18 protein-coding genes are annotated in these 17058 nt (G+C 60.7%); 10 read left to right on the forward strand and 8 right to left on the reverse strand.

Annotated elements, in window-relative coordinates; translation table 11 throughout:
- The first annotated feature begins 94 nt into the window (after nt 1–94).
- From RFER_RS15040 to ntrC, 9 genes are all read left to right on the forward strand, one after another.
- Complete coding sequence (locus RFER_RS15040) at nt 95–1516, forward strand: bifunctional enoyl-CoA hydratase/phosphate acetyltransferase (RefSeq protein ID WP_011465251.1); 1422 nt, start codon at nt 95–97, stop codon at nt 1514–1516.
- 10 nt (nt 1517–1526) lie between these two features.
- On the forward strand, nt 1527–2702 hold the full coding sequence (locus RFER_RS15045) for an acetate/propionate family kinase (protein WP_011465252.1): 1176 nt from the start codon (nt 1527–1529) through the stop codon (nt 2700–2702).
- A 76-nt stretch (nt 2703–2778) separates the two neighbouring features.
- Nucleotides 2779–3522: a 16S rRNA pseudouridine(516) synthase gene (locus RFER_RS15050; RefSeq protein ID WP_011465253.1), complete on the forward strand. Its 744-nt coding sequence runs from the start codon at nt 2779–2781 to the stop codon at nt 3520–3522.
- A 28-nt stretch (nt 3523–3550) separates the two neighbouring features.
- Entirely contained in the window at nt 3551–4447 is an 897-nt protein-coding gene (locus RFER_RS15055; RefSeq protein WP_011465254.1) for an EI24 domain-containing protein, read from the forward strand.
- Nucleotides 4428–5252 (forward strand): competence/damage-inducible protein A, encoded by an 825-nt coding sequence (locus RFER_RS15060; RefSeq protein ID WP_011465255.1) that lies wholly within the window; start codon nt 4428–4430, stop codon nt 5250–5252. The genes RFER_RS15055 and RFER_RS15060 overlap by 20 nt, the downstream gene beginning before the upstream one ends.
- A gap of 212 nt (nt 5253–5464) precedes the next feature.
- A complete protein-coding gene (glnA, locus tag RFER_RS15065) occupies nt 5465–6880 on the forward strand; it encodes a type I glutamate--ammonia ligase (protein ID WP_011465256.1) in 1416 nt (471 codons plus the stop codon).
- Between the two features lie 188 nt (nt 6881–7068).
- Nucleotides 7069–7584 (forward strand): hypothetical protein, encoded by a 516-nt coding sequence (locus RFER_RS15070; protein ID WP_041792482.1) that lies wholly within the window; start codon nt 7069–7071, stop codon nt 7582–7584.
- Nucleotides 7585–7589: 5 nt separating this feature from the next.
- The gene (gene glnL, locus RFER_RS15075) at nt 7590–8696 is read left to right on the forward strand and encodes a nitrogen regulation protein NR(II) (protein WP_011465258.1); all 1107 of its coding nucleotides are present in this window, start codon (nt 7590–7592) and stop codon (nt 8694–8696) included.
- Nucleotides 8697–8730: 34 nt separating this feature from the next.
- Nucleotides 8731–10293 (forward strand): nitrogen regulation protein NR(I), encoded by a 1563-nt coding sequence (gene ntrC / locus RFER_RS15080; protein ID WP_011465259.1) that lies wholly within the window; start codon nt 8731–8733, stop codon nt 10291–10293.
- A 55-nt stretch (nt 10294–10348) separates the two neighbouring features.
- Here the strand turns inward: ntrC and xth are convergent, their stop codons facing one another.
- The 8 genes from xth to RFER_RS15120 are packed head-to-tail and all read right to left on the reverse strand — an operon-like array spanning nt 10349 to nt 15562.
- Nucleotides 10349–11128 carry an exodeoxyribonuclease III gene (gene xth, locus RFER_RS15085; RefSeq protein WP_041790821.1) on the reverse strand — a complete coding sequence of 260 codons (780 nt, stop codon included), beginning with the start codon at nt 11126–11128 and terminating at the stop codon, nt 10349–10351.
- Between the two features lie 60 nt (nt 11129–11188).
- The gene (locus tag RFER_RS15090; protein WP_011465261.1) at nt 11189–11785 is read right to left on the reverse strand and encodes a DUF4337 domain-containing protein; all 597 of its coding nucleotides are present in this window, start codon (nt 11783–11785) and stop codon (nt 11189–11191) included.
- On the reverse strand, nt 11786–12280 hold the full coding sequence (locus tag RFER_RS15095; RefSeq protein ID WP_011465262.1) for a dihydrofolate reductase: 495 nt from the start codon (nt 12278–12280) through the stop codon (nt 11786–11788).
- A complete protein-coding gene (locus RFER_RS15100; RefSeq protein ID WP_011465263.1) occupies nt 12281–13114 on the reverse strand; it encodes a thymidylate synthase in 834 nt (277 codons plus the stop codon). It lies immediately after the preceding gene.
- Nucleotide 13115: 1 nt separating this feature from the next.
- Nucleotides 13116–13430 (reverse strand): CcdB family protein, encoded by a 315-nt coding sequence (locus RFER_RS15105; protein WP_011465264.1) that lies wholly within the window; start codon nt 13428–13430, stop codon nt 13116–13118.
- Between the two features lie 11 nt (nt 13431–13441).
- A complete protein-coding gene (locus RFER_RS15110) occupies nt 13442–13681 on the reverse strand; it encodes a type II toxin-antitoxin system CcdA family antitoxin (protein ID WP_011465265.1) in 240 nt (79 codons plus the stop codon).
- Nucleotides 13682–13740: 59 nt separating this feature from the next.
- Complete coding sequence (locus tag RFER_RS15115; RefSeq protein ID WP_011465266.1) at nt 13741–15174, reverse strand: FAD-binding oxidoreductase; 1434 nt, start codon at nt 15172–15174, stop codon at nt 13741–13743.
- Nucleotides 15175–15178: 4 nt separating this feature from the next.
- Entirely contained in the window at nt 15179–15562 is a 384-nt protein-coding gene (locus tag RFER_RS15120; protein ID WP_041790823.1) for a DUF2069 domain-containing protein, read from the reverse strand.
- A 33-nt stretch (nt 15563–15595) separates the two neighbouring features.
- Between RFER_RS15120 and RFER_RS15125 the strand changes: the two genes are divergently transcribed.
- Nucleotides 15596–16846: a YihY family inner membrane protein gene (locus tag RFER_RS15125; RefSeq protein ID WP_011465268.1), complete on the forward strand. Its 1251-nt coding sequence runs from the start codon at nt 15596–15598 to the stop codon at nt 16844–16846.
- The last annotated feature ends 212 nt before the right edge of the window (nt 16847–17058 follow it).

Below are 17058 nucleotides of genomic sequence, written 5' to 3' on the forward strand. Positions count from 1 at the left end.
CTACGCCCGCCACGCCAATCGCCACGCCGTCGCGTGACTCAACCCTTCTATTGCCCGGTCCCAAGTCTTTTTTCCCCGCCACGTTAAACCAACCATGAATTTTTCACCGCACACTGATTTGATTGAAAACGTCACTTTTGACGAAATAACACTGGGGCAAAGCGCCCGCCTGTTGCGCACCCTGACGGTGGCCGACATCCAGGCCTTTGCCGCCGTATCAGGCGACACCAACCCGGCCCATCTGAATGCCGAATATGCCAATGACACCTTGTTCCACGGTGTGATTGCTCACGGCATGTGGGGCGGCGCCTTGATTTCAGCTCTGCTGGGAACACAGTTTCCGGGCCCGGGCACCATTTACCAAGAGCAGGTACTGCATTTTGTTCAACCGGTTCGTGTCGGCGACACGCTCACGGTGATGGTCAAGGTGGTGAGCAAAAGTGACCTCCATAAGAGTGTCGAACTCGATTGCCAGGTACTGAATCAGAAAGGCGTGCGGGTGCTGTACGGCACGGCGCGGGTGCTGGCGCCAACCAAAAAGGTGCGCCTGCCGCGCGTCAATCTGCCACAAATCCAGTTGCATGACCCGCAAGCCCGTTTTAATGAGTTGTTGGCCTTGGGCAAGGGCATGCCCGCCGTGCGCTGCGCCGTGGTGCATCCGTGCGACGAGGGCTCGCTCAGCGGCGCCATGGACTCGGCCAGCCATGGCTTGATCGTGCCGGTGCTGATTGGCCCCGAGCTGCGCATCCGCCGCGTGGCCGAGCAGGCGGGCATTGACTTGGGTGGTGTCGAGATCATCTCGGTGCCGCACAGCCATGCCGGCGCCGACAAGGCCGCAGAAATGGCCGCCAAGGGCGAAGTCGAGGTGTTGATGAAGGGTGGTTTGCACACCGATGAGCTGATTCACGCCGTGCTGGCCCGGCCCGAGTTGCGCACCGGGCGGCGCATGTCGCACGTCTTTCGCTTTGACATACCGCTTTACCCCAAGCCGCTGCTGATCACCGACGCCGCGCTCAACATTCGCCCCACTCTGCCCGAAAAAATGGACATCATTCAAAACGCAATCGACTTCGCCCGCATCATGGGGGTGGCAATCCCCAAGGTCGCGATTCTGTCGGCGGTGGAAACCGTCAGCCCCAACATCCCGTCCACACTGGACGCCGCCGCGCTGTGCAAGATGGCCGATCGCGGCCAGATCACCGGCGGCATACTGGACGGTCCGCTGGCCTTTGACAACGCGATTTCAGCCCACGCCGCGCAGATCAAGAACATTGACTCCCCGGTTGCGGGGCAGGCCGACATCATGGCCGTGCCCGATCTGGAATCGGGCAATATGCTGGCCAAACAGTTGGAGTATCTGGCCGGTGCCTCCGGCTCGGGCCTGGTGCTGGGCGCGCGCGTGCCCATTGCCCTGACCAGCCGCGCCGACGGCCCCATGAACCGGGTAGCGTCGGCGCTGCTAGCCCAATTAGCTGCCAATAACGCACGGCGCAACCAGCCGCGCCAGGTCTGGTAAGGAGAATCACATGGCCATACTTTCTGTCAACGCGGGTTCTTCCACCCTCAAGTTTTCGATCCATCCCTTGTATGACGGCCACGTGCAGCGCAGCGTGCTCACCGGCAGCATTCAGGGCCTGGAGCCCGGTGGCGCGCCGGTGCTGGACTGGACCTTTCAGGGCCGGGCACAACATCGCCAGCTTGAGCGCGCGGCCGATCCGTTTGATCAGGCCCTGCGCAGCCTGGGCGACTTGCTGCAAGGCGATCCTGCCGTTCCCACGATCAAGGCGATTGCCCACCGGGTGGTGCATGGCGGACGAAAATTTTCGGCCAGCGTGCGGATCACGGCCCCCATCTTGAACGAGCTGACCGACTTGATTTCGCTGGCGCCGCTGCACCAGCCGCAAAATCTGCAAGGCATTCGGGCCTTTCAAAAGGCCTTTCCGAGCCTGCCGCAAGTGGCCTGCTTTGACACCGCCTTTCATGCCACCCTGCCTGAAGTGGATTACACCTATGCCTTGCCACAGGCGCTGACAGAGCAAGGCGTACGCCGCTATGGCTTTCATGGCCTCTCGTACCAGTACGTCATGAGCGTGCTGCTGGAGCGCAGCGAACAGGCCAAGGGTCGCGTGCTGATGGCGCATCTGGGCAACGGTGCCAGCCTGTGTGCGGCGCGCGGCGGGCGCAGCTGCTCCACCAGCATGGGGTTTTCGGCGCTCGATGGTTTGATGATGGGCACCCGCACCGGCTCCATCGACCCCGGCGTGCTGCTCTACCTGATGGAGCAAGGCTGGGACCACGACCGGCTGGAAACCCTGCTCTACAAGCAAAGCGGCTTGCTTGGCGTGTCCGGCATCAGCGCCGACATGCGACGCCTGCGCGCGGACAGCAGTGCGGCAGCGCTTGCGGCGATTGAATTGTTCACCTATCGGGCGGTGCGCGAATCGGGCGCGCTGATCGCTTGTCTGGGCGGGCTGGACGTGTTGGCCTTCAGCGGCGGCATTGGCGAACATGACATTGAGCTGCGGGCACAGTTGGGCCAGCGCCTGGCCTGGCTGGGTGTCGTGATCGACCCACTGCTGAACCAACAGGCTGTCGGCAACGAGATCATGGCCATCCATGCGCCACAGAGCCGGGTACAGGTGTGGGTGGTGCCAACCGACGAAGGGCTGGTGGCGGCGCGCGAAGCCGCGCGCCTGATTTGATGATTTCGGTGTGCTCTAAGGCCGCCGTGGGTCCGCACTGAGGACATTTCAACGCCGGCTTTGCGATACTCTGTCCATGCAGTTACAAGACATTCTTTATTCCCAGGGCTTTGGTACCCGGCGCGTGTGCGCCGGCATGATTCAGCAGGGATTGGTCGGTGTTTATGAGTCAAATCAGGCTCTAGCCCCCGTCATATATACGCAAGCAGCTACTGAATTTATAGCGGAAGGTTTGCGCTTGCGGGTTCAGGGCGTGGACTGGCCTTACCATGAAAAGGCCTACGTCATGCTGCACAAACCCAGCGCCACCGAGTGCTCCCAGAAGCCCTCCACCTACCCCAGCGTTTACACCCTGCTGCCGTCTGCCCTGCGCCTGCGCCCGCAAAAGGGCGCGGTGCAAGGCGTGCAGGCAGTTGGCCGCCTGGATCAGGACACCACCGGGCTGCTGCTGCTCACCGACGACGGCCAGTTCATCCACCGCATGAATTCGCCCCGTCACCACGTGCCCAAGGTCTATGAGGTCACGGTCAAGCACCCGCTCGACGACACCCAGGTGGCCCGGCTGCTGGCCGGCGTGGTGCTCGACGACGACCCCAAACCAGTGCGCGCCGCTGCCGCCGAGGCGGTATCCAGCCACCACCTGCGCCTGACCCTGACCGAGGGCAAATACCACCAGGTCAAGCGCATGGTGGCCGCCGTCAGCAACCGGGTGGAGGCCTTGCACCGCTCGCAAATCGGAGGTTTGCGCCTGCCCGATGATCTGGCACCAGGCCAGTGGCGCTGGTTGAGCGCGGCCGATCTGGCCAGCATCGCGGGCTGATGCTGCGAGCGCGCGGTATGCTTGCGTCATGAACCTGTTTCTCGATGCCTTCTGGCGCGCAGTGGCCTATTGCCTGCATCCGCGTGTGATCGTGTTGTCGCTGTTGCCGCTGCTGCTGACGGTGGCGCTCGCTTGGGGCCTGGGCTACTACTTTTGGGACAACACGCTGGAGTGGGTGCGCGGGGCGCTGGAGGCGTCCACCCTCGTCAACACCGTCTGGGACTGGCTGCAAAGCGTGGGCGCGGGCAGCCTCAAGCTGGCGCTGGCGCCTCTGATCGTGATTTTTGCCGTGACACCCATCCTTGTGATGCTGTCCTTGCTCACCGTGGCGCTGTTGATGACACCGCTGCTGACCCGGCTGGTGGCTGCGCGGCGTTTTCCGCAACTCGAGCGCAAGCACGGTGGCTCCTTGGTGCGCAGTCTGCTGTGGTCTTTGGGCTCGACCGGGCTGGCCTTGATCGCCTTGCTGGTTTCCCTGCCGCTGTGGCTGATTCCGCCCTTGATTCTGGTGCTGCCGCCGCTGATCTGGGGTTGGCTGACTTATCGCGTGATGGCGTTTGATGCACTGGCCGAACACGCCAGTGTCGAGGAGCGACGCGAGATTTTTCGCCGTCATCGCGGCTGGCTGTTGGGTATCGGCGTTTTTTGCGGCTACCTGGGCGCCGCACCCAGCATGTTGTGGGCCTCAGGCGTCTTGTTTGCGGCGGCGTTTGTCATTTTGATGCCACTGGCGATCTGGCTTTACACGCTGATCTTTGCGTTGTCGTCACTCTGGTTTGCGCATTACAGTCTGGCCGCCCTGCAAGCCTTGCGCGCCGAGGCGGACCCGGTCGCAGCCGGGCCCACGCCTGGCGCCACAATAATTGACGTGCAGGCGCTAACATTGCCGGATGAACCAACTGCCAATGCCAACACCTCCCTCTAACGCAGCACCCCGTTTCGGCCTGATCATCATTGGGGATGAAATTTTGTCAGGCAAGCGCGCTGACAAGCACCTGCCCAAAGTCATCGAACTGCTCAAAGCGCGCGGCCTGTCGCTTGACTACGCCGAGTACGTGGGCGACTCGCCCGAGCGCATCACGGCCACACTGAAGCGTGCCTTTGCATCGGGCGATGTGGTGTTTTCAACCGGCGGCATTGGCGCCACCCCCGACGACCACACCCGCCAGTGCGCCGCAAATGCCCTCGGACTTGAACTGGCGCTGCACCCCCAGGCCGCCGAACTGATCCGCCAGCGCATGCAAGACCTCGCCAAAGAACAGGGCAGCGTCTATGAGGCCGATCACCCTGACAACCAGCACCGGCTCAACATGGCCGTGTTTCCGGTCGGTGCGGAGATCATTCCCAACCCGTACAACCGCATTGCGGGCTTCAGCTGGGGCTCGGTGCACTTTGTGCCCGGTTTTCCGGTCATGGCCTGGCCGATGATCGAATGGGTGCTCGACACGCATTACCCGCAGTTGCATCAAACTGCCGCCTGGATCGAGCAGTCGGTCATTGTGTTTGGCGCCATGGAAGCCACACTGACGCCGCTGATGCAAGACATTGAGCGGCGGCACATCGGCATCAAGGTGTTCAGCCTGCCCAGCGTGGATCATCCCGAGTACGGACGGCACATTGAACTGGGGGTCAAGGGTGAACCAGCACGGGTCGCCCCGGCCTATGCTGATCTGCTGGCGGGTCTGCACCGTCTTAACGCCAATCTTGGCCCTGAATTGGTGCAGAAATAATCCTGACAAATCAGCAACTACAAGTGAGCGCACTTAATTGGTGCTAAAACTCATTGATGCGATGTAATGTTTCTGCAACGGAGGTCGGCAACGACTGAAAGTCAGGGCAAAATGTTGTATTGGACACTTAGGTCGCAGCGCCGCAACTGGCACAAAAACTGCATGACACCTAACCATACCCTTTTCAACAACGATTCAACCAGGAGTATTTGATGGCCAAGACCGTCGCAGACGTCATGAAGATGGTGAAAGACAGCGAAGTCAAGTTTGTTGACTTCCGTTTCACCGATACCCGGGGCAAGGAACAGCACGTGACCGTGCCGGTTTCTCATTTTGATGAAGACAAGTTCAGTTCGGGCCACGCCTTTGACGGCTCGTCGATCGCCGGCTGGAAAGGCATTGAAGCCTCCGACATGCAGCTCATGCCCGACCCCAACACCGCCAACATTGATCCGTTCTTTGAAGAAACGACGTTGTTCATGAGCTGCGACGTGGTTGAGCCCAATGACGGCAAAGCCTATGACCGCGACCCCCGCTCCGTCGGCAAGCGTGCTGAAGCCTACCTCAAGGCCTCCGGCATGGGAGACACCGCCTTTTTCGGCCCTGAGCCAGAATTTTTCATCTTTGATGACGTGCGCTGGAACACCGACATGTCGGGCACTTTCTTCAAGATCGACGAGTACGAAGCGCCCTGGAATTCCGGCAAGAAGATCGAAGGCGGCAATCGCGGTCACCGCAATACCGTCAAGGGCGGCTACTTTCCAGTGCCCCCGGTGGACAGCACGCAAGACATGCGCGCCGAGATGTCCCTGATCCTCGAATCGCTGGGCATTCCGGTTGAAGTGTTCCACCACGAAGTGGCAGGCGCCGGTCAGAATGAACTGGGCACCAAGTTCAGCACGCTGGTGCAACGCGCCGACTGGACGCAAGTCCTGAAATACGTGGTGCAAAACGTGGCCAATGCCTATGGCAAAACCGCCACCTTCATGCCCAAACCGATCGTCGGCGACAACGGCTCGGGCATGCACGTGCACCAGTCGATCTGGAAAGACGGCAAAAACCTGTTTGCCGGCGACGGCTATGCTGGTTTGAGCGACTTTGCGCTGTACTACGTGGGCGGTATCATCAAGCACGCCCGCGCCTTGAACGCCATCACCAACCCCGGCACCAACAGCTACAAGCGTCTGGTGCCCGGTTTTGAGGCCCCGGTGAAATTGGCTTATTCGGCCAAGAACCGCTCGGCCTCGATCCGCATTCCGTACGTGGCCAACCCCAAGGGCCGCCGCATCGAGGCTCGGTTCCCCGATCCGCTGATGAATCCGTACCTTGGTTTTGCGGCCCTGATGATGGCCGGTCTGGACGGCGTGGAAAACAAAATCCATCCGGGCGAAGCCGCCACCAAAGACCTGTACCACCTGCCACCAGAAGAAAACGCGAAGATTCCGACCGTCTGCCACAGCCTGGACCAGGCGCTGGACTGCCTGGACGCTGACCGCAGCTTCCTGACCAAGGGCGGCGTCTTCACCGACAGTCTGCTCGATGCCTACATTGAACTCAAGATGGGCGAGGTCACGCGCTTGCGCATGGCCACCCACCCGATCGAGTTCGACATGTACTATTCGCTGTAAACCACGACAGAACCTTGCGGGACAGGGCGCAGCGAGCCAGCTCTGTCCTCAACTGACAAGGAATGTGGTAAAAAAGGACGGCATTTGCCGTCCTTTTTCATTTGCGTGGATTGAACTTTCTTCACATCATGTGTAACTGACGCATACTGACAACTTCATCCATGCATTTTTTCCAGCGTGGAAAATTTATGAACCATGCTTTATTGATTTCCCTGGCGGCTTGCTTGTTGGTGGGCAACAGCTTTGCCCAGGAGCGAATTTACCGCTGTGGCAACGAATACACCAACACCGTGCCCAGTGCCCAGACAAAAGGCTGCAAGCTCATGGAAGGCGGCAACGTGACCGTGGTGCAGGGCACCCGTCCCCATGCCGCCCAGCAGAAGCCGGCAGCGGCAGCGCCGCAAGCTGCGTCTGCGCCCGGGCAGCGGGTCGACGCCGCAGATCAGAAGTCGCGTGACTCGGATGCGCGCCAGATTCTCGAACTGGAGCTGAAGAAAGCCCAGGCGCGCCAGGAAGAGTTGCTGCGGGAATACAACAACGGCGAGCCGGAAAAGCAGGGCAGCGAGGCGCGCAATTACCAGAAATACCTGGACCGGGTGGCGGAACTCAAGGCCAGTCTGGCCCGCAACGAGAGCGACATGGCCGGCATTCGGCGTGAACTCGGGCGACTCGGCGTTCCGGCGGCGGCACCTGGGGCTAAGTAAGTCGCTTGGACAAGCCCGATCACACCCCGACTGCCCCTGACGTCGCGTCCAGCGCCGCGGCGACGCTGCGCTTCCAGTCGTTTGACCTGCTGGCCACGCTGGTGGCAGTGGTGCACAGCAATGGCACCGTCCTCTTTGCCAATGCCGCGCTGGAGGATGCGCGCGGCATGTCACGGCGCGCGATTGTGGGCTCATGCCTGTCCGACAGCTTTACGGAACCCGCCCGCCTCCAACAGGCCCTGCAAAGCGCGGATGACAATGAATTTGCCGCCTTGCGCTATGACACCTGGCTCAAACGCTTGAACCACGAGCCACTGCCGGTGCACGTGATCGTGACCCGGACTGAAACAGAAGATGAAATTGTGGTCGAGTTGCTGCCACTGGAGCAACAAGCGCGTCAGGACCGGGAGGAACGCCTGGCTGAGCAGGCGCAGGCCAACAAAGAGTTGATTCGCAATCTGGCGCACGAGATCAAGAACCCGCTGGGCGGTATTCGCGGCGCGGCGCAGTTGCTGGAGCTCGAAATGGACTCGGCAGAACTCACCGAATACACGCAGGTCATCATCCATGAGGCGGATCGTCTGCAAACACTGGTGGACCGGCTGCTGGCACCGCACCGGCGCCCGCATCTGGTGGGGGATGTCAACATCCACGAGGTCTGTGAACATGTGCGGCTGCTCCTGTCGGCCGAATTCCCCAAGGGCCTGCAGGTGGTGCGCGACTTTGACACCTCGATTCCCGAGTTTCGCGGTGACCGCGAGCAGCTTATTCAGACCGTACTCAACATTGCGCACAACGCCTGCCAGGCGCTGGCAGCGCAGATAGCGCAAGGCAGCGCCTGCCTGACTTTTCGCACGCGAATTGCGCGCCAGATCACTTTTGGTAAACAACGCTACCGGTTGGCACTGGAATTGCATGTGATTGACAACGGGCCTGGTGTACCAGACTCGATCAAAGACCGCATTTTCTATCCGCTGGTGTCAGGGCGTGAAGGCGGTTCGGGGCTGGGACTGACATTGGCGCAAACCTTTGTCCAGCAACACCACGGCTTGATCGAGTGCGACAGTGTGCCGGGCTGCACGGATTTCAAGATATTGATTCCACTCCCTTAACCGTTCTCGCCATTGACCTGAGGTAAGCCCACATATGAAGCCGATTTGGATCGTAGATGATGACCAGTCCATCCGCTTCGTGCTGGAGAAGGCGCTGCTGCGAGAAGATTTGCCCACGCGCAGTTTCACCAGTTCGCGCGAGGTGCTGGCCGCGCTCAATGACTGCAACGACGACAACGCGCCACGCGTGTTGGTGAGTGACATTCGCATGCCGGGCGGCTCGGGTTTGGATCTACTGGAAAAAGTGAAGGAAAAATACCCTGCGCTGCCGGTGATCATCATGACCGCGTATTCCGATCTGGACAGCGCGGTATCGGCCTTTCAGGGCGGCGCGTTTGAATACCTGCCCAAGCCATTTGACCTGTCCAAGGCGGTGGAGCTGATTCGCCGCGCGGTAGAAGAAAGCCAGCGCGAAGAAGTGGCGCAAGAACTCACCTCCGACGCCCCCGAGATGCTGGGACAGGCGCCGGCCATGCAGGATGTGTTTCGCGCCATCGGCCGTTTGAGCCAGAGCAACGTCACGGTCATGATCACCGGTGAGTCTGGCTCGGGCAAAGAGCTGGTGGCGCGTGCGCTGCACAAGCACTCGCCACGCGCCAAGGGGCCGTTTGTGGCGATCAACACCGCGGCCATCCCCAAAGATTTGCTGGAATCCGAACTGTTCGGGCACGAGCGCGGCGCCTTCACCGGCGCGCAAGCCATGCGCCGGGGCCGCTTTGAGCAGGCCGATGGCGGCACGCTGTTTCTGGATGAAATCGGCGACATGCCGTTTGACCTGCAAACCCGTTTGTTGCGCGTCTTGAGCGACGGCCATTTTTACCGCGTGGGGGGCCACAGCGCCGTCAAGACCAATGTGCGCGTGATTGCCGCCACGCACCAAAACCTGGAGCAACGCGTCAAGGAGGGCGCCTTCCGGGAGGATCTGTTTCACCGGCTCAACGTCATCCGCCTGCGCCTGCCGCCCTTGCGTGAGCGCAAGGAGGACATTGCCGTACTGACGCGCCACTTTTTGCAGCAAAGTGCCGCCCAGCTGGGTGTCGAGCCCAAGAGGATTTCAGAAGCGGCCCTGGTGTGGCTCGGCAACTTTGCCTTTCCGGGTAACGTGCGGCAGCTGGAAAACATCTGCCACTGGTTGACCGTGATGGCGCCAGCACAGGTGATCGAACCCAAGGACTTGCCGCCGGAAGTGGGGGTGATGGCAACTGGCCCCGGTGAGACGCCGGCCGCCATGCCCTCGCCCGCAACCCTGATGATGTCTGCCCCGCAACCGCACCCACCCGAGTCATCGGTGGTAGCCGCCACCGCAGGCCCAGAGTCAATGCCCTCTTACGGATCGGCTGCCACGGCGCCACCGCAGCCTGGCAGCGCCGGTGAAGTGGTCGGGGCGGCCTGGGAGTTGGGGCTTGAAGCCGAGGCCCTTGCCTTGCTGGCAAGTGGTCGCAATGATGTGTGGGACGCCCTGACGCACCGTTTTGAGGCGCGATTGATTCTGGCCGCACTGGCCGTCACCCGGGGCCGACGCATTGAGGCAGCCCAAAAGCTGGGCATCGGGCGCAACACCATCACGCGCAAGATTCAGGAGTTGGGTTTGGAGTAAATCAGGCTCTAGCCCCCGACCAGCCTTAGCTAGCAGCTATTAAAATAATAGAAAACTAGACTTTGTTGGTGTCCGCCAGCGTCACCACCACCGGCGCGTGGTCGCTGGGGCGTTCATTCTTGCGCGGCGCCTTGTCAATCACACAAGCCGTCACCAGCGGTTTGAGTGCATCACTGACCAGAATGTGGTCGATGCGCAAGCCATGATTACGTCGAAAGGCGAAGTCGCGGTAGTCCCACCAGGAGTAGCTTTTCTCGGGCTGCGCGAACAGGCGGAAACTGTCATGCAGACCCAGCGCAATCAGGGCGCGCAGGTGGTAACGCTCCTCTTCGGTGCAATGAATCGTGTCTTTCAGGCCCACCGGGTCCCACACATCGGCATCGTCAAAGGTGATGTTGTAGTCACCCATCAGCACCAGTCTGGGGTGCGTCAGCAATTCGCCGCGGACCCAGTCGCGCAAGCCCTTGAGCCAGGCCATTTTGTATTCAAACTTGTCGGAGCCCGGCTCCTGCCCATTGGGGAAATAGGCACCGATGACACGCACACCGTTGACCTCGGCACTGATTGAGCGCGCCATGTCGTCGGCAAAGCCGGGGACGTTGCGCACCACGTTGAGTGCCGGTTCCCGGCTGAGCAACGCGACGCCGTTGTAGGTCTTCTGGCCGAAGCATTCAGCGTGGTAACCGGCTTGCCTGAAAGCATCGACAGGAAACTTGTCGTCGGTCAGCTTGAGTTCTTGCAGCGCCAGCACATCGACCGGGTTGGCCTGGAGCCAGTCCAGCACCTGCGGCAAGCGCACGGTCAGCGAGTTCACGTTCCAGGTGGCGAATTTCATCGTAAGAATCTTCCGAGTCAAACGGGGCTGCAGCCCCCATCCCATAAGCCTAATGGGCTATTAAATATGTAGCGCAGCCAAAACGCCGACGATGATGCCGACGCCGCCCGCAGCAAACATGGCGTACTCCAGCCATTTTTTCTTGGTCAACAGGGAAATTGCCGCCAGTGCTATGCAGATCTGCAGCACCGTGGTGGACTGCGCCCAGCGGTGGTGCTGGTGCATCTGCTCGTCGCTCTGCTTCTCCCAGTGCATGGCGTCAAGCTCCATCTTGTCAGCCACAACCTTGATGTCGTTCTTTTCCTTCTCATAGCGGTCTATCTTGGCCTGGTAGCCGGACTTTTTATCCTCTGGCGCCAAATCACGCGCCAACTCGGCCAGTGACTGCTTGGTGCTCTTGGCCTGGAAGAAATTCCACTGGTTGGAGGCTTCGGTTTTTCTGATGGCGGCGTTGTTTTTGTACAGGCCGGCATTGGCTTGCGTGGCACCACCCATGTAACCAAAAATCGCGCCGATCGTGGCGATGATGGCGGTGAACAATGCAATCTGGTTGATCATGCCGCTGTGCTCGCCATGCTCGCCACCGTGCTCGCCCGCTTGGGCGTGCTCCAGCTCGTGGTCGTGTGGGCCGTGCACGTGAAATCCATGTCCAGACATTCAAACTCCTGTATTTCTGCAATAGGTGACAAAACTGAAACTCAATCCGGTGCTCGAAACCAGCCGCTCGCGCGCAGTCTCTCTCCACTGGGGGCCGAATTGTGGCGCAAAAGCGTCGCCTTCAAAATTGGCGTCAATTTCAGTGACCACCGCCGTGCTGGCCATGGGCAGCGCCTGCAGGTACAGCTCGGCGCCACCGATGACCCAGGCATGGCTGTCTGAAGGACACAGGGCGCATGCCTCGGCCAGCGAATGCGCCGTTAAGGCACCTGCTGCCTGCCAGTGCGGCTGGCGCGTTACCACGACGTTCAGGCGACCGGGCAGCGGCCGGAATTTGGGCGGCAAGGAATCCCAGGTCTTGCGCCCCATGATGACCGGCGAACCCAGTGTGGTGCGCTTGAAGTGAGCCAGGTCTTCGGGCAAATGCCAGGGCAGCTTGCCATTGAGACCAATGACGCCGTTCGCAGAACGGGCAAAAATCAGGTGGAGTTTCATTTAGACCGCCACCGGCGCCTTGATGGCGGGATGGCACTCGTAGCCGAGCACCTCGAAGTCTTCGTACGCGTAGTCGAAGATCGACGCCGGTTTGCGCTTGATGCTGAGCGTCGGATAGGCAAAGGGCGTGCGGCTCAGTTGCAGCGCCACCTGCTCGGCGTGGTTGCTGTAGACATGGCAGTCGCCCCCGGTCCAGATGAAGTCACCGACGTCCAGGTCGCACTGCTGCGCCACCATGTGGGTCAAAAGCGCGTAGCTGGCGATGTTGAACGGCACACCCAGAAAGATATCGGCGCTGCGCTGGTAAAGCTGGCAGCTCAATTTGCCTTTGCCGCCAGGGGTCTGCGCCGGCGCGACGTAAAACTGGAAAAAGGCGTGGCAAGGCATGAGTGCCATCTTGTCGAGCTCGGCCACGTTCCAGGCGCTGACGATGATGCGACGCGAATCGGGGTTGGTTTTGAGCGTCTTGATGGCTTCGGCTATCTGGTCGATATGGCCACCGTCGGGTGTCGGCCAACTGCGCCACTGCACGCCATAGACCGGGCCCAGATCACCGTCAGGGCGGGCCCATTCGTCCCAGATGGTGCAACCGCGCTCTTGCAGCCATTTCACATTCGAGTCGCCGCGCAAAAACCACAGCAATTCCAGCACGATGGCCTTGAGGAACACTTTTTTGGTGGTGACCAGCGGAAAGCCCTCGTTCAGGTCAAACCGCATCTGATAACCAAACACGCTGGTGGTGCCGGTGCCGGTGCGGTCAGCCTTGAAAACGCCGTGGGTGGACACGTGGCGCAGGAAGTCCTCGTATTGGGAGCGGATGGGGTGGCTTGACATGTCAATAAGAACCAAAAAGGGTGTCCAGTGCGACGACGATGTCGTCGCGGTGAGTCAACAGACTGGCCACGGGTTGTTTCAAACCCGCTGCCGGGAATGCGGCCAATGCTGCGCTATCCAGCACCACGTCCTCGCCGGCGATATCAAAGAGCGGATTCAAATCGCGCATGCGCGGGCCAAAAGCGGCTGCATGACGCAGTGGAATCACCACGCGGCTCGCAACCCGGTCGATGAAGTTGTTTTGCACGTCCAGCAAATAGGGTGTGAGCTTTCGCAGCGCAGTGTCCGGGTGGCGATAAACGTCAAAACGTGCCATCTGGTGCTTCTTCAAAAGGACCGGTACTTGGCCAGCGGCAGGCCTTCACTATCAATGCGGGCGTTGTAGTGATCGATCGCCACCTGATTGTCTTCATTCCATTTTTCCCAGTAGCGGCGATTGACTTCTTCACCAAGCAAGGCATCCACGGTTTTGGACAGGTTCATGCCAAGTGCTTTGGCCTTGTCAATCGTGTCGGCGGTGATGGACAGATTGACCGGGCGTTTGGGAGCCTGAACAGCAGTGCGCATAGAACTCTCCTTGCTGAATGTGCATTATTTATGCGCACTATAGCATGCGCATAAATGACTTAAACACGCACCACCCGCCCCGGGTTCATCAGATTCCGCGGGTCCAGCGCCCGCTTGATGGCGCGCATCAGGCCCAAGGCGACGGGGGACTTGTAATGCGCCAGATGATCGACTTTCAGGCTGCCTACGCCATGTTCGGCCGAGATGGAGCCGCCAAAAGCTTGCACCGAGTCAAACACGAGGGTATTGACCCGCGCCTCATGGTCACGCAAAAAATCTGCCGCATCCGCCCCTTCGGGCGCCTGCACGTTGTAGTGCAGATTGCCGTCACCCAGATGGCCAAAGTTGACCAGTCGCACACCAGGAAGGGCTTGCTGTAAGAGCGCGTCAGTGGCGCGCACAAAGTCGGGAATGCTGGAGACCGGCACCGAGATGTCGTGCTTGATGTTGAGCCCCTCCAGCGCTTGCGCCAGCGGGATGCTTTCACGTACATGCCACAGTTGTTTCGCCTGCGCCAGGGTCTCGCTCACCACCGCATCCGTGACGCAGCCCTGGTCGAGCGCGGTTTCCAGCAGGTGCTCGAACTGCGTGTGCGCGTGCAACTCGGACTCCTGATCCGAGTTCTCCAGCAACACGCAAAACGGCGCATCCAGATGCAGCGGCACCCGCAACTGCGCAAAGTGTTTGGCGACCAGACTCAAGGCGAATTGCCCCATCGCCTCAAAGCCCGTCAAGCCCGCGCCCAGGTGCCGATGTGCCAGCCCCAACAAGGTGACGGCCGCCTCCAGCGACGGCACGGCGGCCCACGCCGTGAGCCGGGCGGCGGGCAGCGGATACAGCTTCAGGGTGGCGGCGGTGATGATGCCCAGCGTGCCCTCCGACCCTATGAAAAGGTCGCGCAGGTCGTAGCCGGTGTTGTCTTTGCGCAAGCCCGAGAGGCCATGCCACACCTCGCCCTGCGCGGTGACAACTTCCAGCCCCAGACACAGGTCGCGTGTGTTGCCGTAGCGAACCACCTGGGTGCCACCCGCGTTGGTGCCCAGGTTGCCGCCAATGGTGCAGGTGCCTTCGGCAGCCAGGCTCAGCGGAAACAGCAAATTCGCTTCCTCGGCGCGCTCCTGCAGGTTTTGCAGAATGCAGCCCGCCTCGACGGTCATGGTCAAGTTGTCGGCATCCAGACCGCGCACCGTGTTCATGCGTTGCAGGCTCAGCACAATCTGGCGACCGGACTCGTCGGGTGTGCTGCCGACCGCCAGGCTGGTGTTGCCGCCCTGGGGCACGATGCTGACGCCGCTCGCCGGGTTCGCGCTCACATAGTCAGCACAGGTTTTGACCACCCGTGCCACCTCCTCGGTGCAAGCGGGCCGAACGACGGCCAGTGCTTTGCCGTGAGAGCGCTTGCGCCAGTCCTGCTCCCAGGCCGTCAGGTCGCCATCGGTGAAGACGTGGGCGTTTCCGACGATGTGGCGAAGTTCATCCAGCAGGGTTTGCATAGCATCAGCCTTCTTTGATCGGGTTTTTGAGGCGCCAGCGAACGTGCAGTGCGCAGGCGGCGAACAGGCTCAGACAGAGTGCCACTTCGACCAGGGCCAGACAGTTGCCCGGCGCTTTGTCGCTGTAGGCGCGCACCGCCCCTTCGGTGAAATACAGCCACACCATCAGGCTGACCCAGCGGTAGGTGTACATGCGGTTTTTCAGCAGCCCGGCCAAAGGCAGGCACAGTGGCAACACTTTGAGCGCCAGCCAGGAGCCGCCCGGACGAATCGGGGCCAGCCACAACTCCCAGGCCAGCCCCAGCACGATCAGCCCCAGCAGACTGCCCACGGCCAGCACGCGCGTGCCGCGCACCTGTGCTGAGGCGCTGTTTTGTTCTTTGTTCATTGACGTCATCATTGGAGTGGCATCATAGCGGCCATGCACATGCCCCCTCACCTGCCCGCCTCGCCGCCCCTGAGCTGGCCGCAGCGCCTTGAAGCCTTGCTCAAGGACTTGACCAACTTTCCCTGGAAGAGCACCGCACGCACCCTGCGTGAGCGCTATTCGGAAGATCGCCTGGGCCTCACGGCGAGCAGCCTGACCTTCACCACCACCATGGCGCTGGTGCCTTTGGTCACGGTGGCACTGGCCATTTTTACCGCCTTTCCCATGTTTGCCAAGCTCCAGAGCGTGCTGCAAAAGTGGTTGGTGACCAGCCTGATTCCCGACAATATCGCGCGCCAGGTACTGGGCTACCTGACCCAGTTTGCCGGTCAGGCCAGCAAGTTGGGAGGCGCCGGGATCGCCCTGTTGTTGGTCACGGCGGTGGCTCTGATTTTGACCATCGATCACACGCTCAATGGCATCTGGCGGGTGCGCACCCGCCGCTCCCTCGGCCAGCGTGTGCTGGTGTATTGGGCCGCCCTGACCTTGGGACCGCTGGTACTGGGGGTCAGCCTGAGCATCACCTCGTACGCCATTTCGGCGTCCAAAGGCGTGGTGGGCGTGATGCCAGGCGGGGTGCAATTTCTGCTCGATGTGTTGCAGTTTTTTATGGTGGCTTGGGGCATGGCCGCGATGTACCACTTTGTGCCCAACACCTGGGTGAAGTGGTCTCATGCCTGGGCCGGTGGCATGTTTGTCTCGGCCGGCCTTGAGCTCGCCAAGAAGTTGCTGGCCCTGTACCTGGGCAAGGTGCCAACCTACTCTGTGCTGTATGGCGCCTTTGCCACGGTGCCCATCCTGCTGATCTGGATTTACGTCGCCTGGATCATTGTGCTGCTGGGCGCCGTCATCGCGGCCTACTTGCCCAGTCTGACCTCCGGCATACAACACCGGGGCCGTTCGCATGGCTTGCAGTTTCAGTTGGCACTGGAAACGCTGCAGCAGCTCGAACGGGTGCGCTCAGACGCAGTCAAGGGTTTGACGATGCAACAACTGGCCCAGTTGCTGCGGGTAGATGCCCTGCAACTGGAGCCGGTGCTGGAAACCTTGTCTGAACTGGACTGGATCGGCTTGCTCAATGAGGAGTTCAAGGGCGAAGCCGCACGCTACGTGATGCTGGCCAATCCAGATGCGACCGCGCTGGCGCCGCTGCTTGACACACTCTTGTTGCGACGGGAGGAAAGCACCCAAAATTTATGGGAAAAAGGACGCTGGCCCCTGTTGAACGTACGTGACGTGCTATAAATTATGTAGCACATTAGACGCCGCTGCGCTTGTCATGCCAGACCGGGAAGGTGCAGCGAACATTCGACACTTATCGGGTACGCAAAGCCATAGCTGATTTTTTCACCCACGACCCTACACGGGCGGGAAACGGGCGCTTTCGCGCTGGTCCAAGGTGCGATACTTCACTTGCTGCGGTTGAATTTCGTGTCCGCGTTAGTTTCAAAAGGGTG

Origin of the sequence: Rhodoferax ferrireducens T118 (assembly GCF_000013605.1) — a bacterium.
GTDB classification, from domain to species: Bacteria; Pseudomonadota; Gammaproteobacteria; order Burkholderiales; family Burkholderiaceae_C; genus Rhodoferax; species Rhodoferax ferrireducens.